A 26351-nucleotide genomic window follows, 5' to 3' on the forward strand; every position below is an offset into this window, starting at 1 on the left:
GGGCCGGGCTATACTTGAATCCGCACGGAGTTGAATCATGGCAGAGGCAGACACACGCAGACGGACCCGTGGGAGCGGCGGCGGCGCGGCGCGACGGGCTGAACGCACGGCGGTTTCTGTCGAAACGGCGCGGTATATCGAACGCAACATCCCGAATTTCGAGATTCTGAACGAAGAAGCGCTCGAGATCATCGAGACCAATGCCGAAACGATTCTCGAAGAGATCGGCGTTGCTTTCGTGAACAACCCCGCGGCGCTGGAGCGCTGGCGCGAGGCCGGGGCCGATGTCATGGGCGAACGCGTGCGCATTCCGCGCGGTCTGGCGCGCAAACTGTGCAGCACGGCTCCGTCCAGGATCATCCAGCACGCGCGCAACCCCGAACGGGCGGTTGAAATCGGTGGGCGCAGTCTTGTGTTGGCACCCGTCTACGGCCCGCCTTTTGTGCATGATGCCATGGGGGGACGCCGCTATGCGACGATGGCGGATTTCGAAAAATTCGTAAAGCTGGGCTACATGTCCAAATGGCTGCACCATTCGGGCGGCACCGTGTGCGAACCCACCGACATTCCCGTCAACAAACGTCACCTTGATATGTTGATGGCGCATATGACGCTGAGCGATAAGCCGTTCATGGGGTCGGTGACCGAACCCAGCCGCGCGCAAGACAGCGTTGAGATGTGCGAGATCCTGTTCGGCAAAGAGTTCGTGCAGACCAACACCGTGATGACATCGCTCATCAATATCAATTCTCCGATGACGTTCGATGATGTGATGATGGGTGCCTTGGAAGTGTACGCGCAAAACAATCAGGCCTGCATTGTCAGCCCGTTTATCGTTGGCGGCGCAATGGCACCGGTGTCGGTCATGGGCACGTTGACCCAGGTGTTGGCCGAAGTGATGGCCGGGATTGCCTACAGCCAATTGGTGCGACCGGGCGCGCCGGTGATTTTCGGGGCCTTTGTGACCTCGATCGACATGAATTCAGGCGCGCCGACCTTTGGCACGCCCGAGGCCAGCCAGATCACCTATGGGGCCGGGCAGTTGGCCCGTCGCATGAACCTCCCATACCGTTCTGCGGGAAGCTTTACCGGATCGAAACTGCCCGATGCGCAGGCCGCTTATGAAACCGCCAACAGCCTCAACATGGGACTTTTGTCCGGTGTGAACTTTATGTTGCACGCCTGCGGATGGCTCGAAGGCGGACTTGTCGCGTCGTTCGAGAAATTCGTCATGGACGCCGACCAGCTTGGCGCGCTGCACAAGATGGCGCAGGGCATTGCCACCGATGAAGACGCGCAGGCCATGGGTGCGATTGCCGAAGTGGGCCCCGGCGGGCATTACCTTGGCTGCGCGCACACGCAGGCGAATTTCAAATCGGCCTTCTGGCGCTCCGAAGTGTTCGACTTCAAACCGTACGAAACATGGTCCGAAGAAGGCGCACGCGACACGATGGCGCTGGCAACAGAACGGGTGCAACGCCTGATCGACACCTATCAGCAGCCTGCGCTCGACCCTGGCATTCACGAGGCCCTGACAGAATATGTCAGCAAGAAAAAGGCCTCTATGCCCGACGCCTTCATGTAAGGAGGTCCGGGCTTTCTGCGGCGGATTGCGCGCGCAGGATTTGGGCTTCTCCCATTACCGCGGTGAGCAGATCAACATGGGCGGCGATGCTGTAACAGGCGTCGCCGCTTTCGCGTTGTTCATTCATTTCGGATTCGAGCGACATCAGTTTCATCAGCGCAGGCCCTGTGCGCAGCGTCACGCCATAGCCCAAAAGGCGGGGCAAACGGGCCTCGCGCCGGTAGCTTTGTGCGCCGATACGGGCCGCACGGATCAACAGGCGTGGACGCCGCAGGCCGGACAATTGGGTCAGTAGGTCTTGCATGTTTATCCCCTCGTGAATGGATGGGTTGCCCCATCGAGCCGACTCACCATTGCACAACCTGAGGGTGTGTTGCGCGGAGCGAGCATCTGCGAACGGTGGCGTTTAAATTTGTTTACGAATTGGAAACAGAAACTTGGGTGTCGTCGAAAGTTAACAAATCAGAAACAAATGCAATCCTAGGTTGATCACCGTCTGTGGATAAACCTGGGGGTAATTCTGACAGATTTCTTATGGGGGAACTCAATGACTGACCTGCACAATGTCCAGACCATGCGCGCGCCAGATGCGCTTTTGCCCGAGGCGGCGCGCCGGTATCTTGCCCATACTGCGCAAGGCCGACCGATCCGCGAAATCGCACGCGAGGCGGGATGCCATGCCTCGACGGTGCTGCGCCAGGTGCGCAAACTTGAAACCCTGCGCGACGATCCGATAGTCGACCGTGCGCTCAGCGATCATGTGGTGCGCAATACGGCGTCAGACCATGCAAAGCTGCGGATGGATGATCTGACCGACGCGCTGCGTTTGTTGTGCCAGCACAGGGCCATGCTGTTGTACCGGCCTGATCTTGCGCACCCGGCCATCGTCAAGACAGTGGGCGAAGGGGATATGGTTGTGCTTGGCGCGATTGATCTTGATCTGGCAGCGGCCTTGATTTTGCGCAATTGGATCACCCAAGAAGGCGGCACATCGGTGCAACGCTACCGGGTCACCGAAGAGGGCCGGGGCGCACTGCCCCGGCTTGTGGCGGCGAGGGATGTGCGGGCGGTGCGCCAGTTTGGCAACGGTCCCTCTGGCAACAAAGAAATCGGCCCAGACCGCAGGTCACGGGATCGTTCGCTGTCCACAGGGCCGGGGTTTGAAAGCCCGCTTTCGGCACTGGCGCGGCGGCGTGGCCCGGATGGGCGTCCGTTTCTGCCAACGGAATTCGTTGCGGCGGGGGATCGTTTGCACGAAGACTACGCCATCGCCGGGTTTGACAGCACGGATCTGCTGGGCTGGGAGTGTTCGGACGCGTTGCACAACCTTTATGACCGGGCCACAGCCATCCCCGATCCCCGCAAAGGCGAAGCGTTCACAAGAACGCTGGATGCGATCCGTGATCTGGGTCCGGGGCTCAGCGAAGTTGTTCTGCGCTGCTGTTGTCTGCGCGAAGGGCTTGAGGCGACGGAAAAGCGCCTTGGCTGGTCAGCCCGGTCCGGTAAGGTCGTCTTGCGCATCGCGTTGCAGCGCCTGACCCTGTTTTACGCCCGTAGGCGTGGGCAGGACGGGCTTTTGATCGGCTAGACCGGTTTTGACCTTCGGGTGGACAGCAGTCAGGCGGGCAGGCGGATTGGACGGTCCGTAGAGGGTGGTGCAGGAGGTACTCTTTATGTTTGGGAATTTGAAAGCCGCATCGCAGCTATGCAACACTGGTACTACCTCCTGCTGAGATATATGTTAGACCAGAACTCACCTGACAGTGCGGGGAAAAAACGTTGCGCGACATCAAGATACCAGAACAACGCCACCCGGAAAAAGCCCACCGCCCGGACAATGCCCAGCCCAAAAAGCCAAGCTGGATCAGGGTCAAGGCCCCCGGTGGAGAAGGGTATAACGAAACCCGCCGTATCATGCGGGAAAACAAGCTTGTGACCGTCTGCGAAGAGGCGGGATGCCCCAATGCCGGCGAATGCTGGAGCCAGGGTCACGCCACCATGATGATCATGGGCGATATCTGTACGCGCGGCTGTACCTTTTGCAACATTGCCACGGGCCGTCCCAACACGCTTGATGCGTTTGAACCGGGCCGCGTGGCGGACGGGGTGCAAAAGCTGGGCTTGAACCACGTCGTGATCACGTCTGTGGACCGCGATGATCTTGCCGATGGCGGGGCCGACCACTTTGCTCAGACCATCCGCGCCATTCGGCACCGGTCGCCCAACACCACGATTGAAATCCTGACGCCGGATTTCCTGAAATGCGCGCCCGAAGCGCTTGAAACTGTGGTGGCTGCGCGCCCCGATGTGTTCAATCACAACCTCGAAACGGTGCCGGGCCTCTATCCCGAAGTGCGCCCCGGCGCGCGCTACTTCCACAGCTTGCGTCTGTTGCAGCGGGTCAAGGAAATTGACCCGTCGATCTTTACCAAGTCCGGCATCATGGTGGGCTTGGGCGAAGACCGCCAGTCGGTGATGCAGGTCATGGATGACATGCGCGCCGCCGATATCGACTTTCTGACAGTCGGCCAATACCTGCAACCGACACCCAAGCATCACGCGGTAGACCGCTTTGTCACGCCCGAGGAATTCGAAGGCTACGAAAAAGCCGCCTATGGCAAGGGGTTCCTGATGGTGTCGGCAACTCCGCTCACGCGCTCGTCCTACCACGCAGGGGATGATTTTGCTCGCCTGCGCGCGAATCGCGAAGCCAAGCTCGCCAAGGCATAATGCACATGGCTTGGGTGCCCTGAGTGGCACCCAAGTTGGCATCTTTTGGCTACGGCAACGCCTTGAGATAGGCCGCAACAGCCAGACGGTCGCTTTGGGGCAGTTTGGCGAAATTCTCGATCACCGCCACCATATGCCCGCCCGCGCTGTCATAGTCCGGGGTAAATCCGCTTTGCAGGTAATAGGCGATTTCGGTCACGCCCCATGTCAGGTCGCCTGGCGTCAGGGAAGGGATCGTCCCGCGCCCGGACGGGTTTGGCGCACCGGCCAGCCAACGTGTGCGGTCCATTCCACCCAATGCGGTGCGCGGCGTATGACATTCACTGCAATGGGCCAGCGCTTCGACCAAATAGCGCCCGCGCTCAATTTCGGGTGTGTCCGCAGATGCCAGTGCCCAGCTGTCTGTCAGATATAGCTGTTTCCATACTCCAACCGCGCGGCGGATGTTGAACGGAAATCCCACCTCGTGCGGTGCGCTGGGTGTGGCGTCAGAGGGCAGGGTTTGCCAATAGGCCCAAAGATCCACCACATCCTGATCGGTCATGAAGGCATAGGAGGCATAGGGAAAAGCGGGATAATAGTGTCGCCCGTCCGGCGACACGCCGCGTTTCACGGCTGTTGCAAACTGTCCTTGGGTCCAGCCGCCAATCCCAACCGCCGGATCGGGTGATACGTTGGGTGCGATGAAAGTGCCGAAATCCGACTCGAACCTCTGCCCGCCCGCAAGGATCAGCTTGGCATCGTCCTCTGCCTCCGGTGCGGCATGGCACGACGCACAGCCCGACGCGATGAACACGGTCTCTCCGGCAACGGCGTCTCCGGCCAGCCCGTCAAGGGCCGCCATTTCAAGGGGCGTGGCCCGCGTGACGAACAACCCGGCCGCCGCAATGGCAGCCAGCGCGATCACGCTTGCATACAGGCCACGCCGCATCGTGTCAGATCAATTTGCAGGCGCGCGGTGAGTGTCGTGACACGCCTTACAGGTGCCGCCGATCTGGCCCATCACCGGGCCAAGCCCCTCAAGCCCGCCCGAGGCAGCGGCCTGAATGGCCACGGCAGCAGTGCCAAAATCGGTCCATTTCGCAACAAAATCGTCATTCTGGTCCCAGATCGTGGTCTGCGCGCGGGTGCCTTCGATCGACATATCATCCGACCCTACAGGCCACATCGGCCCTTGTTGGATCATTGAAACAGCAACCAGCGTGTCGGCGGCGGATTGCGCGGCTGCGGCATCATATTCGGTCTTACCCTGCGCCATATCGCCGATAATCCCGAGGTTGATCGCCATAATGCGGAACTGGCCCTGACGGGCTTTCATCTCTGCCGAGAAACCGTCTTGGGCAAATGTCATGGTGCCGGTGAAAAGGGTAGCAGCTGCAACAGCAGAGGTGATCAATGTCTTCATATCTATGCTCCTCGCATCAGTTATGGATCACAGGATAACGCAGCCTGCCGTAAAGGAAAGTCAAAGCTGCGACTTCCTGCCACACCATTGCGTGAGGGGCGCAATTCCCGCCGCGTGCCGAGGTGGTCAGGGGAACCGCACCTTGCCGATATAAGGCAGGTTGCGATTGCGCTGGCCGTAATCAATGCCGTAGCCCACCACAAATTCATCCGGTATCGAAAACCCGATCCAATCCGCTGCCACATCGGTTTCGCGCCGCGACGGTTTATCGAGCAGTGCAATCGTCCGAAGCCGCCCCGGATTACGCGATTCCAGAAGGCCGACAACGTGTTTAAGCGTGTGCCCGGTGTCCACGATGTCTTCGACCACAAGCACATCGCGGCCCTCGATCTGGCCGCGCAGGTCTTTGAGGATTCGCACCTCACGGCTTGATTCCATTGCATCGCCGTAAGACGATGCCTCAAGGAAATCGACCTCGACGGGCAGGTCCAGTTCGCGCACCAGATCGGCGATAAACACGAAACTGCCGCGCAGAAGGCCCACCACGACCAGCTTGTCAGTGTCGCGGAATTCTTGTTCGATCGCGTTCGAAAGCTCTTCGATCCGGGCGGCAATCGCCTTGGCCGAGATCATTTCGTCGATGACATATGGACGCTCTGACATAGGTTTCCCTTGATTTTTCGCGCGCACAATACGACATCCCCCGCCACTGTCACGGTCAAAACAAAAAAGAGCAGATGCCCACACATTCAGAAACCCGCACCCTGCCGTATACAGCGCAACAGATGTACGATCTGGTGGCGGACGTGTCGAATTACCCCAAATTCCTGCCGTGGACTGCCGCCGCGCGCATCCGCTCGCGCGAGGATCGGGGCGATCACGAGGAAATGCTGGCCGATCTGGTGATCAGCTTCAAAGTGTTCCGCGAACGCTTTGGCAGCCGTGTTGTGCTGTGGCCGGGGCAGCAAAAGATCGACACCGAATATCTGGATGGTCCGTTCCGCCACATGCATTCGAATTGGGCGTTCACGGATGTGACAGACGGGGTCGAGGTGACGTTCTACGTCGATTTCGAATTCAAGAACCGCATCCTGCAAGGGGCTGCGGGCATGTTCTTTTACGAGGCAATGCAGCGGATCGTCCGCGCGTTCGAACGCCGCGCGGCAGAGCTTTACACCTGACATGAAAAAGCGGGCCGAGTGGCCCGCTGTGCTCTTGTTCTGATGGATGACGATCAGGACGAATGATCGTAGGCGCGTTCGCCGTGCACGATTATGTCCAGCCCGGAGTTTTCAGCCTCGTCATCTACCCGCAGTGGTGTGATCGCTTTGACCACGAAGATCAGCGCCACGGTCACCACTAGAGTGAACACGCCTACGATGGCCAAAGACCCCAGTTGTGCGGCCCAGCTGCCCGCACCAAACGCTGCAATCATGATGGTGCCAAAAATGCCTCCGACGCCGTGCACCGCGAACACGTCCAGCGTGTCGTCGATCTTGAGCATGTTGCGGATCACATGCACGGCCTCTTGACACAGCACACCAGCAATCGCACCAATGATCAGCGCCTCGACAGGACCGACAAAGCCGGATGCGGGCGTGATCGAGGCAAGGCCTGCAATGGTGCCTGTGACCATACCGATCAGTGAGGCTTTGCCGAACTTGATTTTCTCCCATAGTGCCCATGTCAGCGAAGCGGTCGCGGCCGAGATATGGGTTACGGTCAGCGCCATCGCAGCCCCGCCATCGGCGGCAAGCTGTGATCCACCGTTGAATCCGAACCACCCGACCCAGAGCATCGCAGCCCCGATCATCACGTAGCCCGGATTGTGCGGCGGTGTGGTGCTGTTCTTGCGCGGGCCAAGGAAGACCGCGATCAACAACGCAGCAATCCCGGCGGTTTCGTGCACGACGATACCACCCGCGAAATCGCGCACACCGGTGTCACCAAAGATGCCACCATCCGACAGAAACCCGCCGCCCCAGACCCAATGCACCACCGGCGCATAGCAAAGCAGCATCCACAGCCCTGAAAACAGCAGGACAAAGCCAAAGCCAACCCGTTCCACATAGGCCCCGACGATCAACGCAGGCGTGATGATCGCAAAAGTCATCTGGAACGCGAAGAAAAGAACCTCGGGCAGGGTGCCTGCCAGATCGTCGGGTCCAATCCCCAAAAGGAACATTTTGCCCAAACCGCCCCAATAGGCACCGCCATCGCCAAACGCGATGGAATACCCAAAAGCGAACCATAGCACGCTCATTAAACAGGCAATTGCATAACAATGCATGAAGACGCTCAGCACATTGCGCGCACGCACCAGCCCGCCATAAAACAGGGCTAGCCCCGGTAATGTCATGAAAAGCACAAGCGCTGTGGCCACAATTATCCAGGCCGTGTCCGCTCCGTTCATCTGTCCCATCCTTTGATTTTTTGTTGTGCGCGCGGTCAAACCGGAACAGCGTCGCGGAAAAAAGAGGCGACACTAGATTTTGATGCCCAAAAATACAGCAGGCTCAAAAATGATTAATTAATGGGCCATTTGGCTGGCGTTCGCTAAAAAATTCAGCGTAATGCGGTAAGTGCAGTGATCATCAAATCCAGCGCGTCGTCCCGTGCCGCGGCGCGCACCGATGCACGGCCAAGCGCGCCATAGTCGATTGTTTTGGTCTGAACGCCGTCTCCGTTTGCGATGCCGAAACACACACGCCCCTCGGGCTTGAATTCGGAGCCGCCGGGGCCTGCGATCCCGCTGATCGACACGGCCACAGTGGCGTGCGCCGCCCCGAGCGCGCCGAGGGCCATTTCGCCCGCAACCTGTTCGGACACTGCACCATGCGCGTCGAGCGTGGCAGGCAAGACGCCCAGCATGTCGATCTTTGCTTGGTTCGAATAGGTCACAAAGCCCCGTTCAAACACCGCTGATGACCCCGCGACATCTGTGATCGCCGCTGCGACCATGCCGCCTGTGCAGCTTTCTGCCGTGGTCACCGTCGCGCCAGCCTGACTTGCCAAGCGCAAAACCGTCTCGGCGCGGGTCTCGGTCACATCAGCACCAGGTGGAAGAGGGCGGCCAATCCGATCACGCCAAGCGCGGCAAACACGCCCGCAACCACATCGTCCAGCATTACGCCCAACGCATCGCCCCGCGCGTCTGCACGGCCCACCAGCCATGGCTTCCAGATGTCGAACAGCCGGAACAGAACAAAGGCCGCGATCCAGCCGGGATAAAGCGCCAATAGGTCAACCGACATCATCATCGCACCGTAACCTACTGGAAACAGGGCAATCCACTGGCCGACAACTTCGTCGATGACGATGTAGGACGGATCATGGTCCTTCTGTCCCCGGATCAAGTCTCGGGTGGCGATCCAGCCGGACATGAAGACGAAAAACGTCAGGTTGACCAACAACCAGAACCCGCCGATCGACAGGACGGCATAAGCAACGGGCAGGGCAGCCAGCGACCCCCATGTGCCCGGCGCGGGCTTGAGAAGACCGACGCCAAAGAAAGTTGCGATGATCTTATTCATGACTTCACCAGCGCAGCAGTGGCAAGGGCTGCAATCCCTTCGCCGCGCCCGGTAAAGCCCAGCCTTTCCGATGTGGTCGCCTTGACCGAGATATCCTCGATCGGCAGGCCCATGATCTGCGCCAAAGCGGCGCGCATAGCGTCTGCATGGGGGCCGATCTTGGGGAACTCGCAGACAAGGGTGCAATCGACATTACTGATCTCGAATCCCGCATCCCGCGCCATCTGAACCGCGTGTTTCAGGAATATCTCGCTTGCAACGCCTTTCCATTGGGGGTCAGAGGGCGGAAAGTGTCGTCCGATGTCCCCCGCAGCCAACGCGCCATAAAGCGCATCGGTGATCGCGTGCATGCCCACATCGGCATCAGAGTGGCCCATAAGCGCCTGATCATGAGTAACTTTTACGCCGCACAGCACGACGTGATCGCCGGGTCCGAACTTGTGAACATCATAGCCATTGCCCAGCCGCACTTTCATTTGCACATCCCTTTGTCCCGTGTCCCGTGTCTAAGGTTTGTCTGTTGTCTGCGCAATCGCTCCGGTGGGATTGCCTAAAAAATAGGCATACGCATTTGTTCGGTCTGTTTTTCGGGCTATTATCATTGAATGGCATACAGCCACAGCGTAGCTCAAACCCATCAATCAAGGATTGCAGCGGTGACTCCGTCGGTTTCAGAAAACCTTATATCTCCTCCGGTACTGTTGGCCCCTTTGGCGGGTATCACGGACTTGCCGTTCCGGTCGCTTGTGTCGCGTTTTGGGGCTGGCCGTGTTGTGTCCGAAATGATCGCCAGCGGTGAATTTCTCACCGCGCGTCCCGGAACCCGCGAAAAGGCAGAGCTTGGTGCCGGGATCGGAAACACGTCCGTACAACTGGCAGGACGCACGCCCGACGCCATGGCCGAAGCCGCGCGCATGGTCGAAGGCATGGGCGCGCAGGTGATCGACATCAATATGGGCTGCCCGGCGAAAAAGGTCGTGGGCGGCTATTCCGGGTCCGCCTTGTTGCGCGATCTCGACCATGCCTGTCGGCTGATAGATGCGGTTGTCGGCGCGGTGTCGGTGCCGGTCACGCTCAAGACCCGATTGGGCTGGGACGACGCGACACACAACGCGGCCGAGCTGGCAGTGCGCGCCGAGGCGGGGGGCATCAAGATGATCGTCATCCATGGCCGCACCCGGTGCCAGTTCTACAAAGGCCGTGCCGATTGGCGCGCCATTCGCCAGATCAAGAATGCGGTGTCGATTCCGGTGATTGCCAACGGAGACATTGTCGATACAGCCACCGCCCGCACCGCGCTGCGTCAAAGCGGGGCCGACGGTGTGATGGTTGGGCGCGGCGCGCAGGGCCGCCCTTGGGTGCTGGCACAAATCGCCGCCGACATTTACGGCACGCCCGCCCCTGTGATCCCAAAGGGCCAAGCACTGGTCGAGATGGTGTCGGGCCATTACGACGCGATGCTGTCCTTCTATGGCACCGACCTTGGGGGCCGCGTCGCGCGCAAACATCTTGGCTGGTACATGGACGCCGCCCAGACTGATCCGACCCTGCGCAAAGCCATCCTGACCGCCAAAGACCCCGCGTTTGTGGTCGCGTCTCTGGGAGACGCGCTTATGACAGATGAAAGGCAGGCCGCATGAGCGACGAAGATGCAGAGCGGCCGCCGCAGGTAGACGAACGGATGATCTGGTCATCGCTTCCGGTGCCTGCCATCGTGATTGATGCGGACGAAAACATCCTTGATATGAACCCGGCTGCCGAAGGATTTATGAACAATTCGGCGAAATGGCTGCGCGGGCAACCGATCTGGGACCGTCTGACCGTCGACGCACCGATGGAGAAAAGCCTCGCCCGTGCCCGCGCGAATGGCACGCCGCTTTTTGTCAACGATGTGGATATCGGGCCGGGCTCGCGCCCGCCCTTGGTGTGCAACCTGCAAATCGCACCGGTTCAGGGCCAGGAGGGCAGCATGATCCTGCTCATCAGCCCGCGCGAGCTGGCTGGGCGGGTCAACCAAAGTCAGACCGTGAAATCCGCCGCCAAATCCGCCATCGGCATGGCCGAGATGCTGGCCCATGAGATCAAGAACCCGCTTGCCGGGATCACCGGGGCGGCGCAACTGCTCAGCATGAATCTGTCCAATGACGATCTTGAACTGACCGATCTCATCGTCGAAGAAACCCGCCGCATCGTGAAGCTGCTGGAACAGGTCGAACAGTTTGGCAATCTCTCGGTGCCCGAACGCAAGCCTGTGAACCTGCATGACGTGCTGGACCGTGCGCGCCGCTCTGCGCTGTTGGGGTTCGGCGCGCATATGAAAATCATAGAGGACTATGATCCGTCCTTGCCGCTGGCTCTTGGGGATTCCGACCAGTTGCTTCAGGTCGTTCTGAACCTGATCAAGAACGCGTCCGAGGCGGCGGATTCAAAAAACGGCGGCACCATTCGCCTGCACACCTACTACGAACACAGCTACAGCCTGCGCCGTGCCGACGGGTCGGGCCAGTCCTTGCCTCTGCAAGTCGAAGTGATCGACGACGGCCCCGGATTGCCACCGGACATCAAAGGCGACGTGTTCGATCCTTTCGTCTCGGGCCGCGAGAACGGCACCGGGCTTGGCCTCGCATTGGTCAGCAAGATCATCTCGGACCATGACGGCTGGGTCGCCGTTGACAGCGTTCCCGGACAAACCCGCTTTCGCATTTCGCTGCCACAGGCACCGCGAAAACAAAAGGAGTCACACTGATGGATGGCACGGTACTGGTTGCGGATGATGACCGCACGATCCGAACGGTTCTGACGCAGGCGCTCACACGGGCGGGGTGCAAGGTGCATGCCACCTCGTCCCTGACCACCCTGATGCGCTGGGTCGCCGAGGGCAAAGGCGATGTGGTGATTTCCGATGTCATCATGCCCGACGGCAATGGACTCGAGATGTTGCCCAAGATCAGCCAGGATCGCCCGGATCTGCCAGTGATCGTGATTTCCGCGCAAAACACCATCATGACGGCCATTCAGGCCGCCGAGGCCGAGGCCTACGACTACCTGCCCAAACCTTTCGATCTGCCTGATCTGATGAAACGGACGGCCAAGGCGCTGGAGTCGCGCACACGCGTTGCACGGCCATTCGCCGCCCCAACGCTAGACGATGCACCAGACGATCTGCCCCTGATCGGCAAGACACCGGCAATGCAGGCGCTCTACAGATTGGTCGCCAAGGTCATGAACACCGATCTGCCCGTCTTGATCTGTGGCGAATCTGGCACGGGCAAATCGCTGATCGCGCGCGCACTGCATGATTTCTCGGATCGCCGGTCCTTGCCCTTTGTCACGGTCACAGGCAGCGACCTGTCCGATATTGAAGGCCCGGCGCGTATTCTTGCGCGGGTTCGGGGCGGCACGCTTTTGATCGACGAAGTCGCCGATGTCCCGGACGAGGTGCAGGCCCGCATCGTGCGGATGATGGACGGACCCGGCGACAACGTTCCGCGGTTCATTGCCACCAGCCAGACTGATCCGGGGCAGGGCATTGCAAACAGCGGCGTGCGCGAAGACCTGTATTACCGCATCAGCGGGGCCACCATCGCGGTGCCGTCGCTGCGCGAAAGGGTCGATGACATCGCGCTGCTCAGCGATCACTTTCTGTCACGTGCCGAACGTGAGGGTGGCGCGAAACGCTGGCTGTCCGAAGATGCCGCCGATTTGTTCCGTGCCTATAGCTGGCCCGGCAATGTGCGCCAGTTGGAAAACGTCGTGCGCCGCCTGAGCCTGACATCGCGCGCCGATGAAATCACCCGCGCCGAGGTCGAGAACGTGCTGGGCAATCAGCCTGAAACCGGCCCCGTCCTGCGTGGGGGCGACAGCGAAAAACTAAGCACGTCTGTGGCGCGTCACCTGCGCCGCTATTTCGATCTGCACGGCACAATGTTGCCGCCTCCGGGGCTCTATCCGCGAATCTTGCGCGAAATCGAAGCGCCACTGATCGAAATCGCGCTTGAAGCGACCGGCGGAAATCAGGCCAAATGCGCCGATTTGCTGGGAATTAACCGAAATACGCTCAGAAAGAAGATCACTGACCTCGATATTCAGGTGACACGCCGCCGTAAATTGATGTAAAACTGCCACATAATAGTGTTTCGGCGGTGACGCAGCAGATCGGAACCACAAGATATGGCGGTAGCCGGGCTGCGCGGCACATCAAGGCGGGGGTTGGCTGTGGCCACCTGGGCACGCTCGTTGAATTGGACCCGGCTTAGCCGGATGCGTCGGCAAAGACGCTATCAGAACGCTATGACCCTTGGTCTGGTGCTTCTTGGGCCGTTCCTCGCCGTTGCCACGATCCTTGTTCTGGGGCCTCTCGATACCGGGACGGGGGCGCAGTTCAATTTGCGACTCGTTCTGTTGGCCGACTTGATTTACGTTCTGCTGCTGGCGGCACTGGTGCTGCGCCGGGTCGCCAATCTTATTGCTGCGCGGCGGGCAAAATCTGCCGGATCGCGGCTTCACCTCAGGCTTACCGGGGCATTCGCGCTGATGGCGCTGTTGCCGACGATCACGGTGGCGGTGTTTGCGGTGCTCACCATCAATATCGGTCTGGAAACCTGGTTCTCTGAGCGGGTGCGCAACGTTGTGGGCGCGTCCCTTTCTGCCGCGGAAGCCTACGAACAAGAACACCGCGAAGGACTGACGCAAGATGCCCAGGCGCTTGCGGCGTTTCTGGACGCCAACCGGCGCGCCACCTTCATCATGGATGACGGCGAATTGCGTCAGGCACTTAGCCAAGGTCAGGCGCAGATCCAGCGCGGCCTGCGCGAGGCTTATGTGATTGATGGCGCCGGGGAAATTCGGGCCCGCGGTGAAGGGTCTTACCTGTTTGACTACGAACGCCCGACTGCGGACGTGTTCTCTGAGGCTACCGAGATCGGCATCGCCCTTGTGCAGGACTGGGACAACAACGAACTGCGCGCGATGATCCCGCTGCGCGCCTTTGCCGACAGATATCTGTTTATCACCCGCGATGTGGATGGCCAAATCCTCAACCTGCTGGATGACACACAAGAAACCGCGCGATTCTATCAGCAACAGGAAAACGACCGGGGCCGCGTGCTGTTCGATTTCGCGCTGCTGTATCTGGGGTTCGCGTTCCTGCTCATTCTCGCGGCGATCTGGCTGGGCCTGTGGTTCGCCGAACGGCTCAGTCGTCCTGTGGGGCGTCTGACGGGCGCTGCCCAACGGGTTGGGTCCGGGGATCTGGATGTGAAGGTGGTCGAAGAAGACGGCGATGACGAAATCGCCATGCTGGGCCGTTATTTTAACCAAATGACCCGCCAATTGAAGGGACAGCGCGAAACCTTGCTCGACAACACCCGCCAGATTGAACGGCGCCAGCGGTTGTTTGATTCCGTGCTCACCTCGGTCACCTCTGGCGTTGTGGGGCTGGACGCAGATGGCCGTGTGACCTTTGTGAACCGATCTGCGGAACGGCTGCTGGCGTGGCACGAAAACCAGCGCAGCGTTGAGATCGTGATGGCCGTGCCGGAGTTTGGGCCTTTGTTTCAACGGCTGCGCGAACAGGGGGGTGAGACGGCACAAGAAGAAATCAAGGTAAGCCGCGAAAGTCGTTTGGAAAACCTACTGGTACGTCTGTCCACCCGGCGCCGCGAAGACGGTGGGCTTGAGGGTTATGTGATTGCCTTTGACGATGTGACCGACCTTGTCAGTGCACAGCGGATGGCGGCGTGGGGCGATGTTGCGCGGCGTATCGCGCATGAGATCAAGAACCCCCTGACCCCGATCCAATTGTCCGCCGAGCGTATCCGCCGCAAGTTTCACCGCCAGCTTGGCGCGGAAGATGCCGAAAGCCTTGAGCAGTTGACCGAAGTGATTGTTCGCCAAACCAATGACTTGCGGCGCATCGTTGATGAGTTTTCCAAATTTGCCCGCATGCCCGAACCGGACCGCCGGGCCGAAGACGTGGTGGATATCCTGCGCAGTGCGATCCTGTTGCAGGAGGCAGGCCAACCCGAGGTCCAGTTTGACGTGGCTATGCCCGCCGCCGGTATCCCCGCCGAAGTGGATGCGACGATGATCGGTCAGGCGTTCACAAATTTAATTAAGAACGCGGGAGAAGCAATTGAAAGCTATGTAGAAACATCTCCCGAAAGGCCCGTTGTGCCACAAATCCGCATTGCCTGTCAGGCGCAGGGTGACATGGCAGAGATACGAATCTCGGACAATGGCATCGGCCTGCCTGAAGACCCGTCGCGCCTGTTCGAGCCATATGTGACGACACGCGAGAAGGGCACGGGCCTTGGCCTGCCGATTGTGAAGAAAATCATAGAAGAACATGGCGGCACGCTCGCGTTGGAACAGGCCGAGCCGTTTGACGACACGGGCCGGCGCGGGGCGATGGCGGTCATTCGACTGCCGGTGCTGGGTGCCGCTGACACAACACGATCCCCTGAGGCCAACACAGTGTTGGCCGATGCGGGCCACGAAACATGACGATCCATTGACTTGAGGGTGCGATAATGAGCGATATTCTGATTGTAGACGATGAGCGCGATATCCGGGAACTGATCGGCGATATCCTGAAGGACGAAGGGTACACGACCCGGCTTGCGGGCAATTCGACCGAGGCGATGGCCGAGGTCAACGCGGAAGAGCCGTCGCTGCTGATCCTCGATATCTGGCTCAAAGACAGCAAGATGGATGGGATCGACATTCTCAAGACCGTCAAGCGCGACAACCCGGATGTGCCGGTGGTGATCATCTCGGGACATGGGAATGTCGAAATCGCGGTCGCTGCGATCAAGCAGGGCGCGTATGATTTTATCGAAAAGCCGTTCAATATTGATCAGTTGCTGGTCGTCATTCGCCGCGCCATGGAAACCAGCCGCCTGCGCCGCGAGAACAACAAGCTCAAGCGCCGTGAAACGGATGTGGCGCAGATGGTCGGCGAATGCGCGGCCTATCGCGGGCTGGTGTCGAACCTCGACAAGGTGACCAAATCGAACGGACGGGTTTTGCTGTCCGGGCCTGCGGGCAGTGGCAAGGAAGTGGCGGCGCGGTACATCCATGCCCATTCCAACCGCGCCAGCGCGCCGTTTGTCACCGTGAACTGTGCGGGTGTTGCGCCAGAGACGATGGAAGAGGTGCTGTTTGGCCGCGAAACACCCGAGAGGGGCGTGGAGCCAGGGTTGCTCGAACAGGCGCATGGGGGCGTGATCTATTTTGACGAGGTCGCGGACATGCCGCTTGGCACCCAGTCCAAGATTCTGCGCGTGCTGGTGGACCAGCAGTTTCAGCGCGTTGGCGGGGCCGACAAGGTGCGGGTTGACCTGCGGGTGATCTCAAGCACCAACCGCGACCTACAGACCGAGATCGCAGCGGGGAAGTTCCGCGAGGAACTGTATCACCGGCTCAACGTGGTGCCGATCAGCGTGCCGAGCCTTGAGGATCGGCCCGAGGACATCCCGATGCTGGCGGGACATTTCATCGACCTGTTCAACCAGACGCAGGGCCTGCCCAAGCGCGGTCTGAGCAGCGACGCGGTGGCGCTGTTGCAGACGATGATCTGGCCGGGCAACGTGCGGCAGCTCAAGAACCTGATCGAACGGGTGCTGATCCTTGGCGAGGGCACGGGCGACATCGCGGCGCGCGAACTGCCCCAAGACACCAGCCCCGCCGAGGACGAAGAGGGCCGGGTGGTGCTGTCGGGCACGCTCGCCACGATGCCGCTGCGCGAGGCACGCGAGGCGTTCGAGCGGGAATACCTGCTGACCCAGATCAACCGCTTTGGCGGCAATATCAGTCGCACGGCGAGTTTCGTCGGCATGGAACGCAGCGCCCTGCACCGCAAGCTCAAGTCGCTGGGGGTGGTCACCAGCTCCAAGGCGGGCGGCCGGGTGGCGTATCTTGAGGACGAGATCGAAGAGGCCTCGTGAGCCGGTAGGTCCGTTTCGGTCCTTTTGTTTCGCGTGCGAAACATTGGGTCCGAAGTGGACCTATTAAGGGTTTGATTTCATGCGCGCCCATTTCTTTTCAAAGACCTTGGCGAACGCATTTAATGTCAGTTTTCCTTGCTCATTGATTGGCATTCGCTCAATGAATTCAATATCATATAAGGCATATTTGCCGATTTCTTTATGAACCTTTTGAAGCAAGTCCTTGGCTAGAAGTCCGACACTTGGGTCTGCGATGACGAGTGCGAAAGGAAGATCCTGCACCAATTTATGTGGCAGTGCTCTCACTGCGACGTCAATAACCCCCGGAACCTCCCTCAGGCAGCCTTCAATCTCAGCAGGATACAAGTTTACTCCGCTGACAATCATCATGTTGTCAGCCCGCCCAAGGTGGACCAATTGTCCATCTGGCATAAAGTACCCGACGTCGCCCGGATAATACCACCCGTCACGAAACGCTTTGCGCGTTGTTTCTGGATCTCCATGATATCCATCAATTAAGCCGCTTGTTTTGATGCGCATTAATCCTGGCTTTGAAGTCGGAATGGGGCTTCCATCGACTGCGACAATTTCCACACGGGAATCATGGAATAAATGCCCAATGCTCTTCGGATTTTTTGTTACATCTTTTGGATGCGAAATCGTTACCAAACCACATTCGTTTGCGCCGTAATAGATGTTAACGTTCTTTGTTATCTTATCTCTGATGCGTTCTCTAAGATCTGGGGAGATCGTGGCGGACCCAAGGTATAGCGCTTCTAGCTTCGAGAAAATGGGCTCATCCACATCACCAATTTTTTCAAGAATACGCTCCATATGATACGGCGTGGCATATAAGATATGAAGCTTCTCCGCTTCTATAGTGCTTTGCAGATCAGAAAATGTCATATTTGAGATATAACTGGAGCCGCCTGCGAACAGGTTGGCAAATGCGGTACGCTTTCCGAGAAAGAAATTGATAGAGATCATTGAATGGACATTTGTACCATGCTTTAAACCAAAACTTTCTTTCCAAGAACCCGTATGACGCATTTCAAGACTATGTGAAATGGGAATTATTTTGGGCTGACCTGTGGAACCTGAGCTATTCGCAAAGATCCAAGGATGCTTTTCAGGAACATCAATCGGGAATAATACGTCTTTTGACTGCGTTGTCTGGATCGCCGAGAGCTTTATGTCTATTGTTCCGGCTGGTGCGTCGTGTGATTTGTATTCATTGCAAGAGAGCGTTTTTGTGCAGCCGGTCAGGCGAAAGATATGGTCTCGTTGAGCGTCTGCTGTGGAGCGTGGTACACTTACAACAGTGCCACCCATATGGGCGATGGCTAAGGTTGCAACCCAATGATTCAAAGCATCATTGATTTGCACCCCTACAATATCGCCAAACCTCACACCTTCATTTTCCAAACCGGCAGAAAGGTTGGCTACTCGAGCCCCCAATTCCGCGTAAGTCAAATCGCCCGATGTGGAAAATATTGCAGGCGCGTCCGGGCGTTGCTTGATGTGTTTTACTAAGTAGTCGCAGATGTTCATGTTTACTTTCTTTTCGATGTCGGTGTTCGTCAGAGCTTAAATAGTCGTAGTTCGAATTAGATCGGATGGCTCTGTCAAAGATTATTTCGGGAAAATTGATTTCATAATTTTCTATTGGGATTGTGGTGTACGAGTGGATTAAGCTTTTGCATTATCAGAGTTTACAAGTAGTTTGTGATACGCGGATGGTCGGTGTACTCGACGCAAAGCTACAGGCTTTTGTTGATCCTTAACCTTTTGTCTTTGGTGCGCTGCGGCAAGCATAAGATAGGGCGCTCAGCAAAGGGGGTCTTTTTCGCGTGCCTCTTGGGCGTGCTGTGTGTGTGAATACGAACCCTACGGAACGGTGTGGGCGCGGCGCCAGTACCCTCCCCAATTGACCCCGCCCCAACGCTCTGCCACACAGAAGCCTGCGCCATAGCCAAGGGGCCCGTCCGCGGGCGAAGTCATGAAAGTCATTATTTGCGGGGCGGGTCAGGTTGGTTGGCAGATTGCGCGGCATCTGTCCGGAGAGCGCAACGACGTTACGGTCGTGGACAACAACCCCGAGCTGGTGCGCCGTGCGACGGACAGTCTTGATGTGCAGGGGATCGCGGGGTTCGCGTCCTACCCGGATGTGCTTGAACAGGCGGGGGCGCGGGATGCCGATATGATCATCGCGGCGACGTATTCGGACGAGGTCAACATGGTGACCTGTCAGGTCGCGCACTCGGTGTTTGAGGTGCCACGCAAGATCGCGCGGTTGCGCTCGAAATCCTATCTGACGGCGATCTATTCTGATCTCTACCGGCGCGATCACATGCCCATCGACGTCGTGATCAGCCCCGAGATGGAGGTGGCCGAAGCCGCGTTGCAGCGGCTCAATGCGCCTGCGGCTTTTGACACCGAGACCTTTCTGGACGGCGATGCGGCGCTGATGGGGCTGACCATTGATGCCGATTGCCCGATCATCAACACGCCTCTCAAGCAGCTGACCGATCTGTTCTCGACGCTGCGGACCATCGTTGTGGGCATCCGCCGCGACGGCACGCTGTTTGCGCCGGAAGCGGGGGATCAGCTGTTTGCGGGGGATGCGTGCTATGTGATGTCCCACAAAGAGGATGTGCGCCGCACGCTTGAGATTTTCGGCAAGACCCATCGCAAGCAGGAACGGGTGGTGATCATCGGCGGTGGCAATGTCGGGTTGATGGTGGCCAAGCACCTGGAAGAGCGTGCCGACCGGGTGCGGGTCAAGGTGATCGAACGCAACCGCAAGATCGCAGAACGCGCCGCCGAGGCGCTGGAGCGAACGATTGTTCTGAATGGTGACGGTCTCGATGTGGCACTGTTGGCCGAGGCCAATATCGAACGGGCTGATGCGGTGTTGTGCGTGACGGATGACGACAAGACCAACATGCTGGCCGCCGTGCGGGCCAAGTCCGAAGGCTGCCGGATGGCGATTGCGCTGATCAACGATCCGACGCTTGAGCCGCTGATGAAGCCATTGGGCATTGACGCCTATATCAACCCGCGCTCGGTCACGGTGAGTTCGATCCTGCGGCATTTCCGGCATGGTCGGGTTCGGTCGGTTTATTCCATCGGCGATGCCGAGGCCGAGGTGATCGAAGCCGAAGTGCTGTCCACCTCTCCGATGGCGGGGCAAAAGCTGCGCGATATCGACTTCCCGGAAGGGGTGCTTGTCGGGGCGGTGCGCAAGGCGGGCAAAGTGGTGCGCCCGACCGGCGCATTGGTGGTGGAAGAGGGCGATCAGGTGGTTCTGTTCGCGCTGGCCAAGGACGTGTCGGAGGTCGAACGCCTGCTTCAGGTGTCGATCGACTTCTTCTGATCCATGGCGCTGCTGTACCGCCTGCCTTTGTTGTTGCTTCTGACGGGACTTGCGTCGGTGTCGATGATCGTCCCGGCGGTTGTGGCGCTGTGGGTCGAGGCGTTTCAGGACGCGCGGTCGTTCTTCTACTCGGGTTTGGTCGGGGTGATCCTGTGCACGCTGATCGCGTTTGCACTGGCCAACCGGCCGCACAACCGCAATGCCATTCGTCAATTGCTGGCGCTGTTGGCGGGGTTCGTGATCCTGCCCGCTATCCTTGCGGTGCCGTTTTACGAGTCGGTTCAGACCACAACATTCCTGAACGCGTATCTAGAGATGGTGTCGGCGCTGACCACAACGGGTTTGCCGCTGTTCGCGCCCGAACGCCTGTCCATGGCCGAGCATCTGTGGCGGGCGCAGGTCGCGTGGATGGGCGGATTGCTCATGTGGGTGGCGGCGGCGGCGATTCTTGCGCCCTTGAACCTTGGCGGATTCGAGGTGACGTCTCTGGGAGAGCCGGGACAGGATGTGGTTGTGGGGGCTGCCCGCCGCGACACGGCCAACCCGGCCAGCCGTCTGGCCCGCAGTGCCACGGTGCTGGTGCCAGCCTATCTGTTGCTGACGCTGGCGCTTTGGGTGTTGTTGCTGGTGGTTGGGGACACGCCGTTTGTGGCGCTCACCCATGCGATGAGCGTGATGTCCACATCGGGCATTTCGCCGGTGGGTGGCCCGTCCGGTGCCAGCAGTGGCATTGCCGGTGAGGCGATCATGGCGGTGTTCTTGCTGTTCGCGCTGTCACGGGTCACGTTTTCACAAGACACCAGCCATTCGCAAAAGGCTGGGTTGTTCTATGATCCCGAGTTCCGGCTTGGTTTGGCCATCGTGCTGGCAGTGCCGACGCTGCTGTTGCTGCGCCATTTCGTGGCGGCGTTGGATGTGGGGGATCAGAATAATTTTGTCGCTGCACTGCGTGCCTTTTGGGGGGCGGCGTTCACGGTGCTGTCGTTCCTCACAACCCATGGGTTCTCCAGCGTGGACTGGGCAGATGCGCAGGCGTGGTCCGGTCTTCAGACGCCGGGCCTGATCCTGATGGGGCTGGCGCTGATCGGGGGCGGGGTCGCCACCACTGCCGGAGGGGTCAAGCTGCTGCGCGTGGTGGCACTGACCATGAACGGCATGCGCGAGGTGGACCGGCTGGTGCACCCGTCATCGGTGGGGCGCTCGGGCCTTGTGTCGCGGCGCACGCGGCGGGAAGGGGCGTTTATCGCATGGGTCTTTTTCATGATCTTTGCCATCACGCTGGCCGCCACCACGGTTGCCTTTGCCGCGTTTGGCATCCCGTTTGAACAGTCGCTGGTGCTGGCTGTTGCCAGCCTGACGAATTGTGGGCCGTTGGTCGACATGGTGCAGGCAGGACGTTTGACCTTGATCGAGCTTGGTCCCGGACCCAAGCTGATTGCAGCGATTGCGATGGTCATGGGGCGGTTGGAAATGCTGGCACTTGTGGTTATTTTGACACCAGATCTCTGGCGCGATTGAGCCATCATCGCACAGATGAGGAAATTCCTTGTTTTTCCACTGGAATTTACGTGAGTGCCAAGACATAGTGGCCGCAAACCACGACCGTCGGCGCGACAAAAGCAAGAACAAAGGCTAATTTTATGGCATCGGACAAGCAGAACCTTCAGGACGCGTTTCTTAACCACGTCCGCAAGACCAAGGTGCCCGTGACAGTCTTTCTGATCAATGGCGTCAAATTGCAGGGCGTGATTACGTGGTTCGATAATTTTTGCGTGCTGCTGCGTCGTGATGGACAATCCCAGCTGGTCTATAAGCATGCGATTTCAACCATCATGCCAGCACAGCCCATCAACCTGTATGATGGCGAAGGCGAAAATTGAAAGAACATAAAGCGCATGTGACCCGCGCATGGGTCCTGCATCCTGACATCACCAGCGACCGCTCTCGGCGGGCGGCGCATCCTGCTTTGGCCGAGGCGATTGCCTTGGCCGGTGCCTTGCCGGGGCTTGAGGTGGTGGACGGAACCGTGGTGCGTTTGCCCAAACCGCAGCCGGGAAAGCTGTTTGGGTCAGGCAAGATCATTGAACTTGAGCACCTGTTCAAGGAGCACGACGTCGAACTCGTGCTCGTGGATGGTCCTGTCACGCCGGTGCAGCAACGCAATCTGGAAAAGGCATGGGGGGTCAAATTGCTGGACCGGACCGGTCTGATCCTTGAGATTTTCAGCGACCGTGCTGCGACCCGCGAAGGGGTGTTGCAGGTCGAGATGGCCGCTCTGAGCTACCAGCGCACGCGTCTGGTGCGTGCGTGGACCCACCTTGAACGTCAGCGGGGCGGGCTCGGCTTTGTGGGCGGTCCGGGCGAAACCCAGATCGAGGCGGACCGCCGCGCTATTGATGACCAGCTCGTGAACCTGCGTCGTCAGCTTGACAAGGTGGTCAGAACACGCAGCCTACACCGTGCCGCACGCGCCAAGGTGCCCTATCCGATTGTCGCGCTGGTGGGCTACACCAACGCTGGGAAATCGACGCTGTTCAACCGTCTGACCGGGGCCGATGTGATGGCGAAGGACATGCTCTTTGCCACGCTCGACCCGACGATGCGCGCGGTCAAGCTGCCCAATGGCCCGGATGTGATCCTGTCCGACACGGTGGGTTTTATCAGTGATCTGCCGACCGAACTGGTGGCGGCGTTTCGCGCCACGCTGGAAGAGGTGCTGGCGGCGGACCTGATCCTGCATGTGCGCGACATCAGCCATGCGGCGACCGAAGATCAGGCGCAGGATGTACGCGATATCCTGAACACACTTGGGGTAACCGACACGACACCGTTGCTTGAACTGTGGAACAAGATCGACGCGATGGACCCCGAGGCCCGGGGCGCAGCAGAAGCACGCGCAGAACGGGATGATGGCGTGTTTGCCATCTCGGCGTTGACCGGCGACGGGCTTGACCCGCTTATGGCTGCGGTCAATCGCCTTCTCGAAGGGGACAGGCGCGAAGACACACTGCATCTGGGCTTTGACGAAGGGCGCAAGCGTGCGTGGTTGTTCGATAAGTCATTGGTCGAGACCGAAGCGCAGGATGAAAACGGTTATACGCTACGCGTACGCTGGTCGGCCAAAGAAGCGCGGCAGTTCGAAACGCTCTAACCTGTCGCGTCGCATCTCTCTTTTTTGATTCAAAACGGGCTATTCCCGCACCAGCCGCGTGACTCCCACAGAGGCTGCACGGGCCAGATCGGCGTCAAGCGACATGGGAATGTATTCCCCGCGCCGCCACAGCGTGCCCAGATCGTCATAGTGCCGCGACAGGAAATGCCCGGATTGCCCGGTTGACAGGATAAACACCGAACTGTCGGGATCGGCGAAATCATACACACCGCGATAGGTTGCGCCGTGCACGTTCAAAAACGGGTTAGGGCCTTCGCCAGACGCGCGCCCGCGCATCAGCGTATGATCGCCGCCGGATGTGCTTTGGCGGATGTTCACGAAATACCGCAGGATCGGCACAGCCCCCAGAACCGGATGGTCATGGGTTGCCTGATGCGCGTCGCCCCAGCGCAAGGATTCGAGCGCGGTGCCATAGGTTTCGGAGATCCAGATCAGCGCATCGTCCAGTGCAAGCCGGGCGATATCGGTACAGGTTTCCTCAACGGCAGAGCGGATGACATTGCACCATGCGCTGGCGCCGTCGACATCACGGTAGACCCGTTCAATGAACAACGGTTCGACGCGGGTGAATTCGGAGGCCAGCGGGCCAAGGTCGTCGCGGATCAGACGGTCCTGAAGCGCGCGCAGCCATGCAGAGTAGATCAGCGGCTCGGGCATGTGTTCGTTCATCTCGCCGTTCCAGTTGGCCAGCAGGTCAAGCGCGCGTTGGCGCAGCCGCTCTGGCGTTCCTTCGGGGGCCGCTGCGCCCGTAAACCACAGGTCCGCGCCGATCAGTGGCAAAAGCGACCGCGCGGTGATCGACACGGTGTCAAGCTGCGCTTCGATGAAACTGTCGCGGGTGTGCACCTCGCGGCCCTGCATCAGGCCCTGCCACCGCATGACCCGTTGGCTGTCTCCCCAATCGTAGCTCACGTGCAACGGAAACGGGCGGTCGACGATCTTGTTGTTGGTGTTGCCGACAATGCCGCCGGTCGGATCAATGAACACCGGGTTGGCATCGTCGGGGAACAGGCCTTGCCAGCGGTTTTCCGGTCGCCAACCAAGGGACGGCATCCGGCCCTGGCTTTGGTGGGCGGCGTCGCGGCGGGGCATGGCACCGATCATCTTCATGGCAATGCCCTCACCGTCGATCACCGTCAGGTTCTGGGATGGCGCAACATAGGTCTTGGAGACCTCAAGCGCCTCTTCGACAGATGCGGCATACATCAGGCCGATGGCGGCGGACATTGACGTGTCACGCGTGCTCAGCGCGGTCCAGCCAAGAGCGGCAACGTGGTTGGGCGGGGTCACGGCGGCGAGATCGAACTGTGTGCCGGGCAGGACCGGGCCATTGTCGGTCCAGCGCAGGGTCAGTGTCACTGGTTCGGCGTCGCGGATCTCGATGATCGACCGGCGTGTGACAAAGGGTTTGTAGCCGTCTGGCGTGCGATATTCTTCGCGGTTGTCGGGGTTCAGTTCCTCGATGAACAGATCCTGATCGTCAAGATAGGACGAGGTCAGCCCCCATGCGATGTTGCTGGACCGGCCCGCCATTATTGCGGGAATACCGGGGATCGTGGCCCCGATGACACCGCCCGAGGACAGCTGCAATCGCGCCAGATACCATGTGGCAGGGGCGGTGAATTGCAGATGCGGATCATTGGCCATCAGGGTTGATCCGGTGGCGGAGCGCGTGTCATCCGCGGCCCATGCGTTCGAGGCGCCGGCCAATCCGCGCGGTGCAACGGGCCAGAACATGGGGTCTTGGCCAGATTGGGCAAACTGTGTGCCGCCTGCCACGTTGGGGACAAGCGCGGCGTATTCCGGCAGGGCAGCCACCCCTTGGCCGGGCATGTCCGGCAGCAGGTCTGAAAGCCGGTTTTCGTCGGGCAGCAACAGCGAGGCACGGGCGCGCAGCACCTCTTCGCCAAGGTGGCTGGAAAGTTGCAGCGCCATCAGCTTGATCAGAGCAAGCGAATCCGCTGGTTGCCAGGGGGCGAGTGGCGCGTTGAACACGAAAAACTCGGGCGCGCCGCGGCCCAGGCTGTCACGGTTGATTTCGCTGATCCGGGCATTTACGCCGGCCGCGTAAGACTCGAGCGCATCGCGGGTGCGGGCATCCTGTGCCTCCACCGATTGCACGGCACGCGGATATAGATCAAGACGGCGCAGCAGCTTGTCGGTTTCGACAGTGCGGGTACCGAACAGCTCCGACAACCGGCCCTGCGCAGTGCGCCGCATCAGGGTCATCTGCCAAAGCCGGTCTTGGGCATGGGCATAGCCCAAGCCAAAAAACGCGTCACGGTCCGAGCTTGAAAAGATATGCGGCACGCCGGAATTGTCGCGCAGGATCTCCACATCGGCGGTGAGGCCGGACACGGGGATTTTCTTTTCATAGTCCGGAAGTGACCCCGAGGCGAGGTAGTAGACCGTAACAGCGCCAAACGTCCCCAGAACGAGAAAGGCCGTTGTCAGCCAGACCAGAGTTCTGAAGATCAGCACCACGTCACAATCACCTTTGTCTGTCTTGATCGCCTGCTCCAACAGGGCGTTTGCGATGCCCTACAGAACGCACAGCCCCTTGCCAAGGGGGCGGAGCGGCGTCAGGTAAAGGCATCACGCGGT

General features: G+C 59.5%; 22 protein-coding genes and 1 pseudogene. 13 read left to right on the forward strand and 10 right to left on the reverse strand.

All coding sequences use genetic code 11. The features are described 5' to 3' along the window. Positions 1-37 precede the first annotated feature (37 nt). Complete coding sequence (locus ACSHXH_RS07925) at positions 38-1585, forward strand: trimethylamine methyltransferase family protein (protein ID WP_435671239.1); 1548 nt, start codon at positions 38-40, stop codon at positions 1583-1585. Here the strand turns inward: ACSHXH_RS07925 and ACSHXH_RS07930 are convergent. Continuing rightward, on the reverse strand, positions 1578-1889 hold the full coding sequence (locus tag ACSHXH_RS07930; protein WP_435671240.1) for a DUF6477 family protein: 312 nt from the start codon (positions 1887-1889) through the stop codon (positions 1578-1580). The genes ACSHXH_RS07925 and ACSHXH_RS07930 overlap by 8 nt on opposite strands. 243 nt (positions 1890-2132) lie before the next feature. Between ACSHXH_RS07930 and ACSHXH_RS07935 the strand changes: the two genes are divergently transcribed. Then, complete coding sequence (locus ACSHXH_RS07935; RefSeq protein WP_435671241.1) at positions 2133-3173, forward strand: DUF6456 domain-containing protein; 1041 nt, start codon at positions 2133-2135, stop codon at positions 3171-3173. 191 nt (positions 3174-3364) lie between these two features. Continuing rightward, complete coding sequence (lipA, locus tag ACSHXH_RS07940) at positions 3365-4315, forward strand: lipoyl synthase (RefSeq protein ID WP_435671242.1); 951 nt, start codon at positions 3365-3367, stop codon at positions 4313-4315. A gap of 49 nt (positions 4316-4364) precedes the next feature. Here lipA and ACSHXH_RS07945 read toward each other — a convergent pair whose 3' ends face one another. From ACSHXH_RS07945 to hpt, 3 genes are all read right to left on the reverse strand, one after another. Further along, a complete protein-coding gene (locus ACSHXH_RS07945; protein WP_435671243.1) occupies positions 4365-5246 on the reverse strand; it encodes a c-type cytochrome in 882 nt (293 codons plus the stop codon). 9 nt (positions 5247-5255) lie between these two features. After that, positions 5256-5720, reverse strand: a complete 465-nt coding sequence (locus ACSHXH_RS07950; protein ID WP_435671244.1) for a c-type cytochrome — start codon at positions 5718-5720, stop codon at positions 5256-5258. A 126-nt stretch (positions 5721-5846) separates the two neighbouring features. Beyond that, complete coding sequence (hpt, locus tag ACSHXH_RS07955) at positions 5847-6383, reverse strand: hypoxanthine phosphoribosyltransferase (protein WP_435671245.1); 537 nt, start codon at positions 6381-6383, stop codon at positions 5847-5849. Positions 6384-6457: 74 nt separating this feature from the next. Here hpt and ACSHXH_RS07960 point away from each other — a divergent pair, with 74 nt between their 5' ends. Then, a complete protein-coding gene (locus tag ACSHXH_RS07960; protein ID WP_435671246.1) occupies positions 6458-6901 on the forward strand; it encodes a type II toxin-antitoxin system RatA family toxin in 444 nt (147 codons plus the stop codon). A 53-nt stretch (positions 6902-6954) separates the two neighbouring features. Here the strand turns inward: ACSHXH_RS07960 and ACSHXH_RS07965 are convergent, their stop codons facing one another. The 4 genes and pseudogenes from ACSHXH_RS07965 to ispF form a co-directional block, all read right to left on the reverse strand. Continuing rightward, positions 6955-8133 carry an ammonium transporter gene (locus tag ACSHXH_RS07965; RefSeq protein ID WP_435671247.1) on the reverse strand — a complete coding sequence of 393 codons (1179 nt, stop codon included), beginning with the start codon at positions 8131-8133 and terminating at the stop codon, positions 6955-6957. 152 nt (positions 8134-8285) lie between these two features. Continuing rightward, on the reverse strand, positions 8286-8768 hold the full coding sequence (locus tag ACSHXH_RS07970) for a CinA family protein (RefSeq protein ID WP_435671248.1): 483 nt from the start codon (positions 8766-8768) through the stop codon (positions 8286-8288). Further along, a complete protein-coding gene (locus ACSHXH_RS07975; RefSeq protein WP_435671249.1) occupies positions 8765-9253 on the reverse strand; it encodes a phosphatidylglycerophosphatase A family protein in 489 nt (162 codons plus the stop codon). Before ACSHXH_RS07975 ends, ACSHXH_RS07970 begins: the two co-directional genes overlap by 4 nt. Further along, positions 9250-9729, reverse strand: a pseudogene (gene ispF, locus ACSHXH_RS07980) (2-C-methyl-D-erythritol 2,4-cyclodiphosphate synthase); the annotation flags it as partial. The gene ACSHXH_RS07975 and the pseudogene ispF, both read right to left, overlap by 4 nt. Positions 9730-9909: 180 nt before the next feature. Between ispF and dusB the strand changes: the two are divergent. From dusB to ntrX, 5 genes are all read left to right on the forward strand, one after another. Beyond that, on the forward strand, positions 9910-10893 hold the full coding sequence (gene dusB / locus ACSHXH_RS07985; RefSeq protein ID WP_435671250.1) for a tRNA dihydrouridine synthase DusB: 984 nt from the start codon (positions 9910-9912) through the stop codon (positions 10891-10893). After that, positions 10890-11999, forward strand: coding sequence for a two-component system sensor histidine kinase NtrB (locus tag ACSHXH_RS07990; protein ID WP_435671251.1), 1110 nt, complete (start codon positions 10890-10892; stop codon positions 11997-11999). Before dusB ends, ACSHXH_RS07990 begins: the two co-directional genes overlap by 4 nt. Next, complete coding sequence (locus ACSHXH_RS07995) at positions 11999-13369, forward strand: response regulator (protein WP_435671252.1); 1371 nt, start codon at positions 11999-12001, stop codon at positions 13367-13369. Before ACSHXH_RS07990 ends, ACSHXH_RS07995 begins: the two co-directional genes overlap by 1 nt. A gap of 144 nt (positions 13370-13513) precedes the next feature. Further along, positions 13514-15757 (forward strand): ATP-binding protein, encoded by a 2244-nt coding sequence (locus tag ACSHXH_RS08000; RefSeq protein WP_435671253.1) that lies wholly within the window; start codon positions 13514-13516, stop codon positions 15755-15757. Between the two features lie 26 nt (positions 15758-15783). Next, the gene (gene ntrX / locus ACSHXH_RS08005; RefSeq protein WP_435671254.1) at positions 15784-17199 is read left to right on the forward strand and encodes a nitrogen assimilation response regulator NtrX; all 1416 of its coding nucleotides are present in this window, start codon (positions 15784-15786) and stop codon (positions 17197-17199) included. Positions 17200-17262: 63 nt separating this feature from the next. Here ntrX and ACSHXH_RS08010 read toward each other — a convergent pair whose 3' ends face one another. Beyond that, positions 17263-18750 (reverse strand): class I adenylate-forming enzyme family protein, encoded by a 1488-nt coding sequence (locus tag ACSHXH_RS08010; RefSeq protein WP_435671255.1) that lies wholly within the window; start codon positions 18748-18750, stop codon positions 17263-17265. 448 nt (positions 18751-19198) lie between these two features. Between ACSHXH_RS08010 and trkA the strand changes: the two genes are divergently transcribed. From trkA to hflX, 4 genes are all read left to right on the forward strand, one after another. Beyond that, complete coding sequence (gene trkA / locus ACSHXH_RS08015; RefSeq protein ID WP_435671256.1) at positions 19199-20575, forward strand: Trk system potassium transporter TrkA; 1377 nt, start codon at positions 19199-19201, stop codon at positions 20573-20575. 3 nt (positions 20576-20578) lie between these two features. After that, positions 20579-22093 carry a TrkH family potassium uptake protein gene (locus ACSHXH_RS08020; protein WP_435671257.1) on the forward strand — a complete coding sequence of 505 codons (1515 nt, stop codon included), beginning with the start codon at positions 20579-20581 and terminating at the stop codon, positions 22091-22093. A 122-nt stretch (positions 22094-22215) separates the two neighbouring features. After that, a complete protein-coding gene (gene hfq / locus ACSHXH_RS08025; RefSeq protein ID WP_292066813.1) occupies positions 22216-22455 on the forward strand; it encodes an RNA chaperone Hfq in 240 nt (79 codons plus the stop codon). A gap of 17 nt (positions 22456-22472) precedes the next feature. Beyond that, positions 22473-23726: a GTPase HflX gene (gene hflX / locus ACSHXH_RS08030; RefSeq protein ID WP_435671258.1), complete on the forward strand. Its 1254-nt coding sequence runs from the start codon at positions 22473-22475 to the stop codon at positions 23724-23726. 39 nt (positions 23727-23765) lie between these two features. Here hflX and ACSHXH_RS08035 read toward each other — a convergent pair whose 3' ends face one another. After that, complete coding sequence (locus ACSHXH_RS08035; RefSeq protein WP_435671259.1) at positions 23766-26231, reverse strand: penicillin acylase family protein; 2466 nt, start codon at positions 26229-26231, stop codon at positions 23766-23768. Positions 26232-26351 lie beyond the last annotated feature (120 nt).

The organism is Marivita sp. (genome assembly GCF_051251565.1).
GTDB lineage: Bacteria > Pseudomonadota > Alphaproteobacteria > Rhodobacterales > Rhodobacteraceae > Marivita.

Bases quoted from the DNA above. Each gene is read 5' to 3' on its own strand.
- ACSHXH_RS07925 (WP_435671239.1), top strand. From the start codon at position 38: ATGGCAGAGGCAGACACACGCAGACGGACCCGTGGGAGCGGCGGCGGC.
- ACSHXH_RS07930 (WP_435671240.1), bottom strand. From the start codon at position 1,889: ATGCAAGACCTACTGACCCAATTGTCCGGCCTGCGGCGTCCACGCCTG.
- ACSHXH_RS07935 (WP_435671241.1), top strand. From the start codon at position 2,133: ATGACTGACCTGCACAATGTCCAGACCATGCGCGCGCCAGATGCGCTT.
- ACSHXH_RS07945 (WP_435671243.1), bottom strand. From the start codon at position 5,246: ATGCGGCGTGGCCTGTATGCAAGCGTGATCGCGCTGGCTGCCATTGCG.
- ACSHXH_RS07950 (WP_435671244.1), bottom strand. From the start codon at position 5,720: ATGAAGACATTGATCACCTCTGCTGTTGCAGCTGCTACCCTTTTCACC.
- hpt (WP_435671245.1), bottom strand. From the start codon at position 6,383: ATGTCAGAGCGTCCATATGTCATCGACGAAATGATCTCGGCCAAGGCG.
- ACSHXH_RS07960 (WP_435671246.1), top strand. From the start codon at position 6,458: ATGCCCACACATTCAGAAACCCGCACCCTGCCGTATACAGCGCAACAG.
- ACSHXH_RS07965 (WP_435671247.1), bottom strand. From the start codon at position 8,133: ATGAACGGAGCGGACACGGCCTGGATAATTGTGGCCACAGCGCTTGTG.
- ACSHXH_RS07975 (WP_435671249.1), bottom strand. From the start codon at position 9,253: ATGAATAAGATCATCGCAACTTTCTTTGGCGTCGGTCTTCTCAAGCCC.
- ACSHXH_RS07990 (WP_435671251.1), top strand. From the start codon at position 10,890: ATGAGCGACGAAGATGCAGAGCGGCCGCCGCAGGTAGACGAACGGATG.
- ACSHXH_RS07995 (WP_435671252.1), top strand. From the start codon at position 11,999: ATGGATGGCACGGTACTGGTTGCGGATGATGACCGCACGATCCGAACG.
- ACSHXH_RS08000 (WP_435671253.1), top strand. From the start codon at position 13,514: ATGCGTCGGCAAAGACGCTATCAGAACGCTATGACCCTTGGTCTGGTG.
- ntrX (WP_435671254.1), top strand. From the start codon at position 15,784: ATGAGCGATATTCTGATTGTAGACGATGAGCGCGATATCCGGGAACTG.
- ACSHXH_RS08010 (WP_435671255.1), bottom strand. From the start codon at position 18,750: ATGAACATCTGCGACTACTTAGTAAAACACATCAAGCAACGCCCGGAC.
- trkA (WP_435671256.1), top strand. From the start codon at position 19,199: ATGAAAGTCATTATTTGCGGGGCGGGTCAGGTTGGTTGGCAGATTGCG.
- ACSHXH_RS08020 (WP_435671257.1), top strand. From the start codon at position 20,579: ATGGCGCTGCTGTACCGCCTGCCTTTGTTGTTGCTTCTGACGGGACTT.
- hfq (WP_292066813.1), top strand. From the start codon at position 22,216: ATGGCATCGGACAAGCAGAACCTTCAGGACGCGTTTCTTAACCACGTC.